Here is a 14780-nt window from a genome sequence, read left to right as displayed (position 1 = left end):
GTAAGCCACCCCTTGCTGTCGGTCTGTTAGAGTGCGATCACGAGCCCGGTCACGAGTGTCACGAGTCCGAGTGCCAGCCACGTCGTCCGCGCTGCAAGGCGCTGCCAAACCCGCCTCCCCAGCTGGCGGAGTTGATCACGGAGGGCTGCCCGCCGTTCTGTTTCGAGGACCGCGACTTCGTCGTAGTAATCGCGGCGCTCTGCGGGAAGCGTCCGGAGTGTCGTCTGGCACTCACTGCAGGTGTATTCGAACTCTGCACGGACATGCTGGCGGCGGAATTCTTGCTCGCCGCCCTCGTCGTAGCCGGTGACCTCGTACACGAGGAGTTTTGAGACGAAGCGACGGTTCCCACACTCCGGACATTGGTCCATCCTGAGCGTTGGTGTTCCATCCTCGCTGCTCGTATCGTCTGGCCAGGATGTCTGTGGCTCTGTGTCCTCGGTCTCTCGGGGTGGGCTCGTGTGGTTTTCTGACGGCGATGCACTCGCTGTCTCGGAGTTACTAAACGTAGACATGGATTCACCTGTGACCGCGCTCAGTTGACACCAGGCTGGACACCACGGCGGCTCTCGTGTGGTGCCCATCGGGCTGAGCGCCGTCACCCTTGGTCGGCGCGATAAACGCCACTGCGAGGGAGTCGTCTAGTCGTCCCACAGTGCTGCAATCCGGTCTTCGATCTCGTCGAGGACCAGTTGCAGGACATCACAATGATCGGTCGGCCACGAATCATCGTCACCGGGCGTCGGGGCGGTGGGCGGGGGATGGAAGTGGTCGCGCGTATTGTGGGGGTTCGGATGCCGATCCCATCGGCATTCCCAGGTGTGCCCCGAATGTAACTCACGATAGTGGATTGTGAAGTCGTCGTTCGTGTACCAGCGGACAGTCAGGGTTGCGTCGTCGACGGGCGCTGGGTAGTATGACGATGCAAAGACGACCTGAAGCTCGAAATGGCCGCTTGCATCCGTGATGGCCGCGTGGGAGACCTGCCTCGTCGCTTGGAGCCGTGTCTGAAGGAACTCGAGGATGGGACGATCGATGGGGGCCGGGTTCCCGCCATCGCCTGTCGGTGGCACCATCGAGCGGGCTACCCGGATGCCTGTTCGCGTTCGCTACCCGTGCGTTGCTGGCGCGCCCGTTCGTAGCGGTCTCGCTCTTCGCGGGCGGTCGCCCAGTCGCCGAGGTCGCTGTACACGTCGTCGATAGTCCGCTCGTCGCTGCCCTCCGCGGCGGCGACGGCATCGACCGCGGCCGGTGACGCGGCGTCGTACGTCTCTTCATACTCGGTGATGCGCGTCGTCAGCTCACGAACACGATCCTGCAGATCCTCGACGGAATGGTCGGCTGCGAGCTGGTTGGTGCGTCGCCACTCGAAATACGCGTCGTTGCGCTCGTAGGTGGTTGGATGGCCGTCGTGTCGGGTGACGATGCCGAGGGCGTCGAACCACCCCAGATACTTCCGGGCGGTCTTGGGGTCACAGTCGGCGCTGTCGGCGATCGCGCTCGCCGTCGTCGGCTCGCGGGTCTGCAGGATGGTGCCGTAGATACGCTGTTCGACGTCGTCGCTGCTGAACGGCTCCTCGAAGGGGGGCGGCCCATCGGGGGCATCTGTCTCGGACATATTCAGGATTGCAGCGCGAAGGATATATTTCTTACTTCAAGGAATAGTTTCCTGAAGTACAGTCTCCCCCCGGTAGCCCTCCGTTTTGCGGCGAGATTGAGCGTAGTTAACCAACAAATGGCGCGATATAGCGAGTCTGTTGGTTAATCTTCTCGGCTCGCAGAATCAGAACGCTCGAGAGAGGTTTTCGGATGGCGGTGAAGCGGCGCCGCTACTAAGATTGGCCACCGAAGAATCGACTCAACAGAGAGGATGGCTCTGAGTCATCACCGGTCTCGATCGCAGTACCGGAGTCTTCCTCGTGGGATTGCGCAGTCTCCTGATCACGGGCTGCGAGTTCGTCGGTGAGGCGCTCGATCTCTGTTTCGAGGGTTTCGATCCGCTCAGTCTTCTGTTCGAGTGTTGCCTCGAGTTCGTCGACGCGCTTACTCAACAAGCGGTTTTTCTCCGCCAGATACGCACGACTCCGGTCTGCCTCGTCAGGCGTCCCGCCAGTTGCGACCCTGTCAGGTGTGCCGTGGGGATCTTCGGTATCGCCGCCGGCGTCCGGGTCGTAGAACTCCGACGTGGTCGCAATCGCTCGCTCGATGGTCTTCTCGCCGTACGTCGACCCGTCAGCGTAGTGGACCTCGTCCCACTTCTCCCGCATCAATCCCGACTGGCGGAACAGCTGCTCCATTTGGGGCCGGTCACCACCGGTCCAGAACGCCAGCAAACAGCACAGCGCCATATCGGCCTCGGACTGACTGTCGTAGCCGACCGTATTCCCGTTCCAGAGCCGCTCGAACTTCTCGCCGTTCGATGCGTTTCGCGCTTTTTCGAGGAGATCCCCGTCTTCGAGGTCGACGTCGACGTCGGCTGCGTCGGTCGTCGGTGACCGGGCGTCAGTGCCATCTCGCTGTTCGGACTCGGAGGCTATGTCACGCTCGGTGTCCTGGACGTACTCGCGGTGAATCGCGGTGAGCGCGTCCTGGCGGCGTGCAACGCGCGTCGGTGTCCGCTCGACGTGGTTGCCAGTGACGGTGAAAAAGCGTGCCGTGTCGTACAGTTCGACGCTCCCGCGCCGATTCCGCCCGTCGGGGAGTGTGCCGGTAACCAGGACGTGATAGCCGGTACCGGACGGTGACACCTCCGTATAGGAATCGAGTCGTGCGATGATGTCCAGCGCCGCGTCGTCGATGTCGTCTGTCTCGGGATTACGGCAGTCGTCCAGATCGACGCCGACGATGGGATCGTCGTCAGTAAACACGAACCCGACGCCATCGGCGTGCTCTGTCTCGCTGTAGTCAAGTGCTGCCTCGAAACTCGCCCAGGTCTCCGACTCTGTTGCTGACGCGAACTCCCCAGCCCCTGGCGTCACCGGAATCTTCGTCGGTTTGCCGTCTCGCTCCTCTTCGCGCCAGCACACCCATTGGTCGCGGTCGCGTAACGTCTCCGGAATCGCCTCCGGCTCGTTGACGATAGGGTCACTCATCCTCACGTAGCACCTCGCATGGCTCTCACTGGCTCTGAGCCAGCACAGAACGCTCTCTGCTGTACGTCACGATCCAATCCCTTGGTCCCAACGGGGACCCCCCGTTCTATCCTAGTTGGTTGTTGGGTGGAACACTCACTATGGCTGGTTGCAAACCGCTGGACGTGAGCGTGTTCCACCCATTCCGCCAAGTTCGTTGGTGTTCCACCCATTGAGGATTTGGGTGGAACATGCCGCAGTCGGGTGATTTCCGACCTTCGAGTTTGATTGGATGTGGTCATGATTCAGCTTGGGTGGAACAGGTCTCAAGAAGTCCCGATGATATCGGGAATTGGACCGTGTACGTCCATTTCATGGCTGAAAGTCCTCTTCAGACCGGATGCGGACACCAGTGTAATGCGGGACGGGTTCCCCGTCGATTCGCTTCTTCGTGGAGTCTACCTCGATGTGGGTGTTGAGCTTCCGTGTGAACCAGCTCTTATTCAGCGGATCATCGATTCCATGTGCTTCTGCCCAGTCGTTGTAGAGATCGAATACATCATCTTTCGGCACGGCTCCATCCGCATCTTCGGCAAGATATTCGTCGACGAACGATTCGAACGACGGTGGCGATTGGTCTTCCTGCTTCTCTTCGACCGGCTCATCTGCCTGGTCGGTCTGACTGGGTGGTTCGTCAGCGGCCGCTGATTCGGGCGATACCGGACGGAGCGACCCGTCAGTGATTGCCGAGAGTGGCCGCTTCCCGCCGTCTTCATACACGACCGATTCCGCCTCATCGTGAAGGATAAGGATGCCGTACGTCGAACGTGTGTAGTCTGGTACGGGGAGTTCGGCTTCGGGGACAAATGGCTTCTTGATACGCACCCAGTCGTCCTTGAACTTCGATTTCGTCTCGTAGATGTGTTGCTCACCGTGCTCGTATACCACGTACTCGTCGGCAGCGTGGTCGTAGCTGTAGATGGCTGGAACACGGTCCTTCGAGAGTTTTTCAAGCGACGGGAGGCGGATGTGTTCCGTCCCGCTGGCATCACGAAGGACGATCTCATCGCCATCACGCTGCCAGATGTTCTGGGTCCCGTTCTCGTCGTCGGTCGCCGGTCGCACGGCCGTCACTCCACCTTCTTCGGTCGCTCCACCGTTGAACGTGAGATTCGAGTCAGTCGTGTAGAACCGTGTCTCACCATTCTGGAGGGTACGGACGGGTGGTGTGAGAATGCCGTCGACACGCTCGGCCCACTCAGTTTCGTCGTTTCCTGGGCGAACGACAAACAGCGGGATATCCCCTGCTTCTTGGGCTTTCCGGAGATTCGTGAGCACCTTTGCGGGATTCTCGGGTGTCGTCGTTTCGACTTCGATGGCGAATCGGTCTGCAACGTCGGGGTGGCTCGCCCTCGCGTCAGGTTTCTGGCTGCCATCCTGTGCGAGGATCGAGACAGTGAAGCCGAGTGCGGTGAGCTCTTCTTCGATCTGGAGGAGTGCTGCGTCGTGGACACTCCCACCAGCGGCCTGCACGCTACCAGTATCGGGTGTCGAGACATCCTCTCCGGCTTCAGTGAGCCGGATGCGGAGCTCGTCGGCGTCGATATCGACGGTCGTATCGAGGTATCGTGATCGTTCTCGAATGTCCGCGAGTGCATCATACGATGGCGGCTCGGCGTCGACGTCGTCGAAGAGCCGCCTGAGTTCGTCGTCAACTGCTTCAACGGGCACCCAGCCGTTCTCCTCGCGGCACTCCTCTCGAAGCTGCAGACTCCGAACCACCTTCGCAATCGCGACGTCTAGGTCATCGCTCCCGATATCGAGCACCCCGTGTCCGTCGGTCGGTGTTCTCGTTGTTGAGGCGTCTGTTGCGGCCGGCACGCCGTGTTCGTCATTGATGTCCTCGTGCATCGAGGAGAGTGTCTCAGTGAACTGCTCCTCTTCACGCTCTGTGAGCGGGGATTCGCTCTCGGGGTGGCCCGGTGGAATCGGGAGTGGTTCGAGACTGAACGGATACGGCCCCGTTTCACCGAACGTCGGGCTTGGCAAGCTGGCGATCCACTCCCCTCGTGGCAACGAACGAATCCGATTGGCGAAATCCGCGGGGTCCATCTCTTCGTGGGCCATCGCTCGCGCCAGTTCCCGGTCGACGTTGATTTTCCCGATGAGTGAACTGCCGATGTTGTTCAGAGCATTCAGGTAGATCTTCCGCCCACCTTCAGCCTCCATCTGTTCGGGGAACTGCATCGACAGGCCAACAGAGAGCCGGAATCCCCGGCCTTTCTCGAGGAGATCATTCATGATGTCGGAGACCACGACCGACGCTGCCTCGTCAACGAGCAAGTTCACCACGTAGTCGTCCGAGTGCTGGGAGAGGGCCTGTTTGCGGTCCTTGAGAGCTGCATCGAGATTGGTCAGGATCACACCGGTCATGATCCGGGCAGCGTCGTCGCGGAGGTCTCCGAGGTCGAAGAGGATGACCGTATCCTCGTCGAGGACATCCCGAAAGTCGAACTGGTTCTCGGTATTGTTGAAGATCTGCCGTAGGTGTGTATCCTGTGAAATGTACGCAAGGCGGTTTCCGACACCACCCATCACGTTCGCGAAGGTGTTTGGATCTAACTGGAGCTGCCGCCGAATCGTCCGCGTGACTTCCTCGTCGCTCGACCGTGGGGCGTCGCCGATGTTCTCGTTCGGTGGCCCGGCCTCCCAGAGCTGGTCGACGACGTGTTCGAGCTGTCGGTGGGCGAAGTAGTCCGTCGACGCTCGGTATCGCCCGTTCTCACGCCCGTATTCCTCGTCGAACAGTGCCTTGATGAGCGTCTTGATGAGAGTCGGGGCCACAGTCGCCCGCTCGTAGCGGTCGGTTCCCATCACGAGCTTCAAAATCTCTTCGTAGTGGTCGGCCTTCCGTTGGACGGCGTCTTCGCGGCGCCGTCCGCTCTCCATCGACGGTTCGAGATCGAAAAACGAGAACCCGGGGAGCACGTCCGGGATTGGGAAGTGGACGACGTTTTCTTCGAGGTCGGTCATTCCGAACCGACGCGCGTGAGCCCGCATGTAATTCTGGGCCATATCGTCGTTTTTCGGGATGATGAGGATCGTCGGCCCTTCGGTGTTGTCGTACAGCGACAGCATGTCGTTGATGAGGGCTTTCGACTTCCCAGAGCCGGTTGTTCCGAACCGGCCGTAATGAGTGGGCAACAGTCCGGGTGGAATGTGTGTCGGCACGCCTTCGGCCTCGCCGGTATCGTCGAGGGCATACCCGATTGCCATCCCGTCTCGGAATTCACTCATGAGGTCCTGGTGCGGACGGGGCAACGGATTCCGACTCTGCTGTTCCGCACGCGTCCCACGTGTCCCCTCGACAGTAAGCTGTTCCGAGGAGGGGACGAGGACGAAGTGCGCGAGTTCTCGGCCGCTCAGAACGAACTCCGGTCGGGTCTTTCCACAGCCGGTCGTGATCTCACGATCCAAGAGCCGCTGCAGCGCCGCTCGTGCGTTCCGGTCTTTCGTGGCTGCCCGCAAGCCGTTGTCGCGTACCCGTTCAGCCTCCACCTCATAGTACGGCCCGTCAAGCGGGTCGAATACCGGGACCAGTGATTGCATTCGCTCACCGAGATCATCGCGACCGCCACCACCGGATGGAATCCCGATTGCTCGGATGTTCGCGGTGAACGACCGCTTCGGATTTTTCGCCTCGATTGCTGCGACACGTTTTGCAACCGCGTCGCTCAGCTGGTTTCTGTCCCGGCTCTCCGACTGATCGTCGAGTTCGAAGAGAGAGCCAATAATCTCCTGTGCGAGTGTATCTCGTCCATCGATGACGTCCTCCTTGCGAAGGTCGGCATCGGACTGCCAGCTCTCGCGTCGCTGGAAGACGACCTGGAACGCTACTGGTGCTGTCGCCTCCATTAGGTGGTCGACGAGCGACGCGAGCGCACCTCCTGGCTGATCGACGGCTGGGAGTTCCGCTTCGTCGTCGGCAGTAAATGGCGAGAGTGAGGTCATCCAGTCTTGCTTCCGAGTTGCCGACCCTTGCCACCGCACGCCGAGTGGGGAGACGGATTCGGTCGCTGGCCGCGCGAGTATCGTCCCCTCCGATGTTACCGTTGGTTTGGCAAGCGTCGTGAGTGGCTCATCCTCGGGAATCGCATCTGGTGGGGCGAGTTCGAGGGCAGTATCGCCGATCTCGATGATGTGGTCGGCAGACTGGTCACCGACCGTTCCTCCATCCGCGACTGATTCGGCGTCCCCTGGCCCCGATTGTTTGTTGTCGTCAGTGCCACGTTCGTATTGCTCGTCAGGGTCGAATTCGTACTGGAGGTCGCCCGCCTCATAGTGCTCGACGAATGTCTCGCGGTCGAATTCGGCAGGCTGTACGAGTCGGGATGCGATGTCGACCTCGGTACGCTCGATGTCGAACGTCTCGGGATAGACCGACCGGAGCCGCTTCTCAAGGGTATCCAGATGGTCGTCGGCACCGTAGTAGAATTCGACGGGGTCATCTTTCCCTTCGCTCAGCGCGAGGAATTCGAAGCGTAGCGGTGTGTCGCTATGTAGCGGATTGAGTTTGTCAGCTAGCCCTGTCGAGTCCGTTGAGGTCAGTTTGTGGAGGCTCTCCAGTGCCTGCGGCAGACGCTCCGGATTGAGCCGTTCGGAGGTTGGCGTCACGCGAAGGTACTCACGCATCGTCGTCACCTCCCGTTTCACCGCCATCAGTCTCTGTTGGCGTCCGCTCAGGTGTGTGTTGTCCGTTGTCGGTCGCTCGGCTTTCAATATCGTCTTGGAACGCCTGCACCTCCGCGTCCACAGCATTCTCACCAGTCCCGGGGAGTGAGTCTCGCCGTTGCTCGGTTGGCTCGAAGTCGATGACCTGCTTCTCCTTGGGCATCGCTTTGACCTGGATCCCACGCCACTCGCCGTCGACGCCCACTAGGGCCTCGGAGAAGCCGGCGTCCTCGTTACCAGGAACGGCGTCCTGGACGAACCGCATCTGTGCGTAGTTCAGCCCGAACTCGTCGGCCCACTCCTTGTCCATCCCGTCGAGACGGTGGAACTGCTTGACGGCACACTGGTCCAGAATCGCCTCGGATTCGGCGTGCTCGAAGAACTCGTCGACGGTCTGCGTGACCAGTCGGATCGAGAGGTCGTGGTGACGGTGGTGGCGGAACACCGTCTCGAGGAACGCCAGGCTCGCGGCGTCCTGCATGATGTAGCGGGCCTCGTCGATGTAGAACACGACCTCCTTCTCCGAGACCTTCGCTCGCTCGTAGACCAGCGAGATGAGCAGCTGCATGGTCAGCGCCGTACTGCTGTCGACGCTTCCCTCCTGCTGGGCGAGGTCGAGATAGATGACCTTCTCGTCCCGGATGTCGAAGTCGGATTCCTGGCCGAGGTTGGCGTGGCGACCGTCGTCCTCGAAGGGGCGGAGCTGGTCGAGGAGCCACGTCGCATCCTCCTTGATCTTCCCTGCCTCTTCGTCGGACCGGACGACGAACTCCTCGGGGTCGTCGACCATATCCTCGAACACGTCCATCATATTACGAATGGTCGGACTCGGATTGTCGTGCGTCGAGATGTCGTCAGTGATGCCCTGACGCTTGTAGGCACGTTTGAGGGCGAGTTCGAGCGTCGTCCGCCGGTCTCCCAGTGAGATGCCGCGGAGCGCGAAGAAGTTCGTGAGGAAGCTCATCGCGTCGTCGAGCTTCTCGTTAAACGGGCTCGCGTCCTCGCCCATCGCCCGCTGGACGTGTTCGGGCGTCTCGCGGATCTCCAAGGGGTTCAGCCCGAGTGTCCCGCCGACGGTGATTCGCTTGGCGTCGAGTGCCTCTGAGACCCCCGCCCAGTTGTTCAACGGCTCGAGGATGATGCCGATACGGTCCTTGCTCTGCTCGATCGAACGGATGAAGTTCTGCTTGGAACTGAACGACTTCCCCGAGCCGGTATCGCCCACGGTGAACATCGCGTACCCGTTGTCCCGGGCGAACGGGTCGATGACCACGGGGCTTTGATTGTCTTTGTGAATCCCGAACTCGACGCCGCCCTCCTCGAGGATCGTCGCGTTGTGCGGCGAGGACAGCAACGCGCCGACGGCGCCGCCGAGGGCTATCGACGTCCGGCCGAACTCGTTGTCACCGATGGGTGCGGCGGACTGGAGAGCGAGATCCTGCCGGCAAATTGCGGTCTTCGGCGTGAGGTTCGCCGGGTCGTCGCGGAGCGCGCTCTTGACCGTCTGGACGGCATCTCTGAGTTCGTCTTTCTCGTCGTCCCGCACCGTGATGAACATCCCCTGGTCGAAGACGTTCGCGCCGTTCTCGACAGCCTTGTACGTCGCTGCGGCCTCGTTGGCGCGCTCTTGGAGATACGCGCTCCGGATACTCTGTTCGAGGTCAGCATCGACCTGGAGGTCGTCCGCGATGTCCTGCAGTTCGTTCCGTGCTCGCTCCTGATTTTTCGGCGTGATGTGGGCCGTCAGATCGAACTGGACGTCGGTCATCTCGAAGAGGTCGCTCAGATACCCGTCGTTGGGATAGTCGGCATAGTTAGCGATATACAGCGTCGTCGTCCACTGCTCGCCGACCCGTGCGGCTCGCGTTTCCCACTCGACAGCTCCGGGAGCGGTGACGGTTTTGTGCGACTCGGAGATGTCGTCGAGGAGCTTGCGTTCGGCCTCGCCTTCTTCGAGTGTCTCCTCGTCGAGGACATCGGTGAAGTCCACGTCTGGTTGATCATCCGCAGTGGAGCGGTCCCAGAGGTACTTACTGCCGACGCCAAGGCCGAGACCCACTGCAAGGGCAAGTACTGCACTCTCTGCTGGCGTCAGATTCTGGAGCCACCCGGCGACGGAGCCAAGCGCGCCACCACCGGTCTGGAGGATCATGTTACGCATCGTGTGGATCCTCCCGGCGCGAGTGGCTGATGATCGATTGGTTGCGAACCACACGCTCCGCCTCGTCGTAGTCGTGTTCGCGGCCGTTCCAGAAGTCCATATTCAGGACGAACAGCTCGACCGTGCTGAGGCGGCGTGCGGACCACCCCGACGCTTGCTGGATGAACTCGGATCGCACGTCGTTCACGCGACTGTCGAGCTTCTCGAACATCTGCGCACGTCTTTCGACGTCGGTGAGGTCCTCGCGGCGGGTGACGAACGGGTTGAACAGGAACCCGATGACGGGGAACTGGGTCAGCTTCTCGGCGGGGGTGCCCTCGTCGCGGAAGCGGTCGTACACTTCTATCGGGCTGACTTCAACGCCGATGTAGTACCGGACCTGCTGAATGCCCCGGTCACGCATCTCCTTCGGCCGTGTTTCCCGATATTCTTCGAGGAGTTCCCGGAAGATCGGGTTCTCCGTGACGTCTTCGTCCGTGAGCCGATCCTCGATAGTCTCGGTGATCTGCTCGACCGGGAAGGAACGGGTTGTGGCGTGGAGTTTGAGCTTCGAGTCCAGCTCTTTGTTGGCGAACTCTTCGCCGGCGTCTTGCAGCTGCGCCCAGTCGTCGGACATCGCGAAGTCCATGTTGGCCGGATCGATCTCGATGAACGCCTCCATCGCGCCGTCTTCACGCTGGATGGCACCAGCGCCCGGCCACGCCCGCTTGATGTTCGTGAGGTCCTGTGTCCGCTCGTCCGGCTTGAACGGCGTGTAGTTCGCGAGTCCGCCCTCGTTGCGCTCTGACTCGTTGGTACTCGTGTCGGCGTCGGCGGGCGCACTGAACGTGACCTGAGGCCGTTTGAGGTACCGATAGACGTCTTTTGTCCACGTCCAGGCGTTCAGATGGGTTGGTGAGACGTAGATGACGGCGACGCCAAAGCCAAGCCCGCCAGCAACGAACGGCAGGGCCAGTGATTCGATCCCGGTGAGACCCGCGATAAACAGCCCAATAATGGGGAAGGCGATGAGCATGCCAACGTCTCCTTCCTCGATATTGAGATACGGGATGCGACTCTCCTCGCCGAACTGATCCATGATGCGCCGTGCGGCCGCGTCTTGATCTGCTGACATTGTTAGTGGATTCCTCGATCAAACTCCATCCCACGGTCGTCACTCGCCGATTCCGCTGTCGCTCCACCAGGGTCATTCTCTGTTCGACGGTACGATGGCGTCCCGCCATCGTCTCCTCCATGCCCACCGCGGGCAGCCGCTTTTTGGGCGACGGCGTGGCCAGCGGCGGCTTTCGGCCCCCACCGAGCGGCGGTCGTCGCGACGCCGGCGCCACCGACGTAGGCTCCAGCGGCGACACCGCCAACGAGTGCTGCGCCTTTCGTTGCACCGCCGACGACTTTGGCCGTCAACGGGGTCGCGTATTTGAACGTCTTCCACGTGATGTAGAGGGCGACCAGCGGGAGGGACGCAGCGACGAGATATTTGAGGAACGCTGTTCCTGGTGTGAGCGTCCCACCGCCGTAGATCAAATCGTACCCCTTGAGAACCATCGCTGCCGGGAGCGGGAGGACAGCCAACGGGACAAACCGTTTGCAGAACCCCATCGCGATATCGGATACGACCGGAATGTTTCCGTAGGCCAGTGCAAATGCAATCGGCATTCCGTACAGGTAGACATACAGCAGGATCATCCGGATGTAGAACAGCGCCTCCAGTGCCCACATCGAGATTCCCCCAATCACAGCGAACAATAGCCCCAGTCCGGGGTTTGTGATGGCTGCGCCCAAGAACTGAAGCATTGCCGAGGCTACGGAGGAAAGCTCCGGCATTAGTGCAATGGTGAACCCGTCGACGAGGTAGAGTGCGAGAGTTCCAACCCAATACCACGTAATGATTAGAAAAGCACCGACCCAGGCCGTCTTCTTCGTTTTTCGGGCTTCGTAGGTACTTCCAATATTGAAGATCCGAACCGTGTGACGGCCCTGAACACTCATCACAAGGAGCAAAAGGGCAATCAGCATGATTTCGCCGCCGATGAGAGCATCGTGGATTGCTGGCCAGGGTGCGTTGGTTGGTTCACCGAAGACAAATGCTCCGTTCGTCTCTGGGGTCGGGGTTCCGAACATTCCCTCAGTCAGAGTCTCATACCCCGACCTGAGACCGTCCATGAACAGCCCGATGAACCAATCAACGACGCCTTTGATACCCTCAAGAACGACGTCAATAAGATCAACCATCGTCAGGCCTCCGTAATCGTGACCTCACAGTCTGTCATCTCGTCAGACCCGGAATACTGGACATTGTAGGTACTCGTGACCCGATTGCCACTGACCTGAGTCTCAACGATTACCGTGAACTGCCCGCTGTTACCATCTGGGGAACACCCCATTCCGTCTTCACTCTCTGAACCGAACGGGAACGAATTACTGAACAGGTCGACCGTCTCACCAGGGGAGACTACTACCCGGTCGGTTTCGTGCATTCCACTACCTCTGGGGTTCTCAATTGGATTGGGAACGTCCCCGGAGAAGATTAGTTCAGTTATCGCTTCCGGACCGCTTCCTGTGTTCTCTACCGTGACGAATGCCTCGCCATTCTTGATCCGGTCAGTCTCGCTCTCACCATAGACTTCGTCCCACGGCTTATCTGGATTATTCCGATAGAGTCCGACATCCTGTATCTGAATCTCTGGACGGAGTTCAGTCGTGGTCTCAACTACTGTCTCCTCGCCTTTCAACGCGAGTACGCGATACTCACCGGGCGCATATGCGGTGCCGATCTCGAATGAGACCTGCTGAGCACCTGCGGCTACGTCACGCTTCCCGAATAGCTCGCCGTTCGGCTGGATAAGGTTGACTTGGTCGACATCGGCCTCTTCGGAGAGTTCGACGACGAGTGTCGTCCCCTCGACAGCGACACGCGTGAGTGGGCCGTTGCCATCTGGAGAGGTCGTTCCGTCACCAGGCGTCCCAGAACCGCCATTGCCGTTCAGACAGCCAGCGACGCTCATGAGAGCAGCACCTGCGACAGTTCGGAGGGCGGTTCGCCGACTGATGTGTGGGTGGTTTCTAGTCATGGACTATGGGTTCCGTTGGAAGATGTCGTCTGGACCGAGCATTCGGAGGAGCCGCTTGCCTGCGTAGAACATCACAATGAACGGGATGAGCTGCCAGCCGACCTCGAAAATGAAGGCGAACCAACCGTCGATGGTGCCGAGCGGGTGCCAGCGAGCAGTTGCCGTCGCACTCACATATGCGGGGTCGTGCCCGAGCCACGAGCCTGGGTGGTACCGAGCCGTGTAGATGCCCGGCTCGTCGATCGTCACGATCGCCACCCCGGAGGCGTTGGTCTCGACGCGTTGCTCCGCGATGGTGATGTACCCGTTGCGAGTGGTCCCACCGATTGGATATCGTCGGTCGGGATCGCTGAGCACGATTGGGGCGCCGGTCTCGTTGTCTCGGAGTCCGATGCGGAGTGTGGCCTGGCTTTCGTTCTGCTGGAGCACCTCAACCGTCAGATTACTGCGCCGGAGCTGCCGCTCAGAGCCAGCGTCAGGTGCCACAATCGAGGCGTTCACACCCCGTACGATCCCCGCTACTTGGAGGGCGTTGCGGTCGACGTTCCCCGCGCGAACCGCAACACCGTACGTCGTCGTGTACGACTGGTTGACGATGTCGATGTTGATGTTCTCACCGAGCGTGCCGACCGGAGACGGTCGGTCAGTGCCCCAGGTGTCGATGATCTCTGGGCCATCGCGAACTGGTTCAGCCCTCGGGCCGATTCGCGACGGGTACGCGTGAACATAGACCGGAATCGCATCCGACTCGACGGTGGCGCTGTCAGTCCGGTTCGACCTGACGAGTGTATCCCAGTTGGTGTTCCGAGCGGTGTAGAACCGCCAGACGCCACGCACTCGTGCGCTTCCATTCTCCGTGAGCGTGTACCCCTGCCACGGTCTGGACTGGAAGATAGCCACACCGGCGTCACCATTGGGATACTCGGCGTAGTAGGGGTACGCCGAGAGGTCGTAGATCTCGACGGCGATCGAATCCGAGACGTTGAGCGACTCGGTACGATACGTGACCTCGACATCGGTCTCGTCGCCTCGGTCGATTCGCGTGGTCTTCTTCAACCGGACGCTGATCTCGGCTTCAAGCGTGAGGTTTGCACTCCAGTCATCCTCGATCTGGTAGTCGAGGGCCGGCGTGTGCGAGCCGTCGCGCTTGACGATGGTTTCGCCGTCCTTCTGCAATCGAACCTCCTCGACCTCGTTGCTCGTGAGCGACCACTCGATCGTCGTGTTCCCCGAAGAGCTTCCGTTCGGGACGCGAACACGATAGTCAACGAACCCCCGCATCGTGCCGTTCGGTGCAATATAGAGCGGCGTTTCACCCGACTCCAAGTGACCTCGCGTCGACGGCTGCAGTGCGAACACCGTGGCGTGGGCGTCCTCGATGAACACCCCGTCTTCGAGCGACGCGTGGCGCGGATGTACGGACGTATCCGACCCACCGGCTTCGAGATCAGCGAAGTCGTTTCGCGTCCACGTTGCAGCTGTCTCCGGCGGGCGCTTGAACGTGATGTCCGTCCCGTTTGCGAGTTGGTGCATCGCGGTCCGGCTCTCGCCATAGCGCTGCTGGTACTCCTCCTGGCTGATGTAGTTGTCCGCGTCGCGAGACCACAGCGTCGCTGATTCATTCTCAGTGAGCCCATTCCCCTCCGTGCCTGGCCGTGGCGGGCTTGCAGTGACGAGACCCGTGACTAGGCTCGTCACGAACAGGGCGGCCATTAGCACGGAGAGCTCTCGTTGTGTCATGAGGGC

The 14780-nt window shown here is 60.6% G+C and carries 10 protein-coding genes; all 10 read right to left on the bottom strand.

Features of this window, described 5'->3' with window-relative positions:
* Positions 1-26: 26 nt before the first annotated feature.
* The 10 genes from BLU18_RS13225 to BLU18_RS13180 all read right to left on the bottom strand — a co-directional run bounded on the left by BLU18_RS13225 (position 27) and on the right by BLU18_RS13180 (position 14774).
* Positions 27-371: a hypothetical protein gene (locus tag BLU18_RS13225; protein ID WP_092635679.1), complete on the bottom strand. Its 345-nt coding sequence runs from the start codon at positions 369-371 to the stop codon at positions 27-29.
* Between the two features lie 270 nt (positions 372-641).
* On the bottom strand, positions 642-1076 hold the full coding sequence (locus tag BLU18_RS15285; protein ID WP_092635677.1) for a toxin-antitoxin system TumE family protein: 435 nt from the start codon (positions 1074-1076) through the stop codon (positions 642-644).
* Positions 1077-1084: 8 nt separating this feature from the next.
* Positions 1085-1618 carry a DUF7342 family protein gene (locus BLU18_RS13215; protein WP_092635675.1) on the bottom strand — a complete coding sequence of 178 codons (534 nt, stop codon included), beginning with the start codon at positions 1616-1618 and terminating at the stop codon, positions 1085-1087.
* Positions 1619-1832: 214 nt separating this feature from the next.
* Positions 1833-3092, bottom strand: coding sequence for a phage NrS-1 polymerase family protein (locus tag BLU18_RS14955; RefSeq protein ID WP_176791246.1), 1260 nt, complete (start codon positions 3090-3092; stop codon positions 1833-1835).
* Positions 3093-3443: 351 nt separating this feature from the next.
* A complete protein-coding gene (locus tag BLU18_RS13205; protein WP_092635673.1) occupies positions 3444-7790 on the bottom strand; it encodes a primase-like DNA-binding domain-containing protein in 4347 nt (1448 codons plus the stop codon).
* Positions 7756-9963, bottom strand: a complete 2208-nt coding sequence (locus BLU18_RS13200) for a VirB4 family type IV secretion system protein (protein WP_092635671.1) — start codon at positions 9961-9963, stop codon at positions 7756-7758. Before BLU18_RS13200 ends, BLU18_RS13205 begins: the two co-directional genes overlap by 35 nt.
* A complete protein-coding gene (locus BLU18_RS13195; protein ID WP_092635669.1) occupies positions 9956-11077 on the bottom strand; it encodes a TraC-like domain-containing protein in 1122 nt (373 codons plus the stop codon). Before BLU18_RS13195 ends, BLU18_RS13200 begins: the two co-directional genes overlap by 8 nt.
* A gap of 2 nt (positions 11078-11079) precedes the next feature.
* The gene (locus tag BLU18_RS13190; protein WP_092635667.1) at positions 11080-12195 is read right to left on the bottom strand and encodes a TrbL/VirB6 family protein; all 1116 of its coding nucleotides are present in this window, start codon (positions 12193-12195) and stop codon (positions 11080-11082) included.
* A 2-nt stretch (positions 12196-12197) separates the two neighbouring features.
* The gene (locus BLU18_RS13185; protein WP_092635665.1) at positions 12198-13034 is read right to left on the bottom strand and encodes a hypothetical protein; all 837 of its coding nucleotides are present in this window, start codon (positions 13032-13034) and stop codon (positions 12198-12200) included.
* Between the two features lie 3 nt (positions 13035-13037).
* Positions 13038-14774, bottom strand: coding sequence for a DUF8186 domain-containing protein (locus BLU18_RS13180; RefSeq protein ID WP_092635663.1), 1737 nt, complete (start codon positions 14772-14774; stop codon positions 13038-13040).
* Positions 14775-14780: the final 6 nt, after the last annotated feature.

The sequence above is a fragment of the Haloplanus vescus genome, from assembly GCF_900107665.1.
GTDB lineage: Archaea > Halobacteriota > Halobacteria > Halobacteriales > Haloferacaceae > Haloplanus > Haloplanus vescus.
This window is presented reverse-complemented; position numbering and strand designations above follow the sequence as displayed.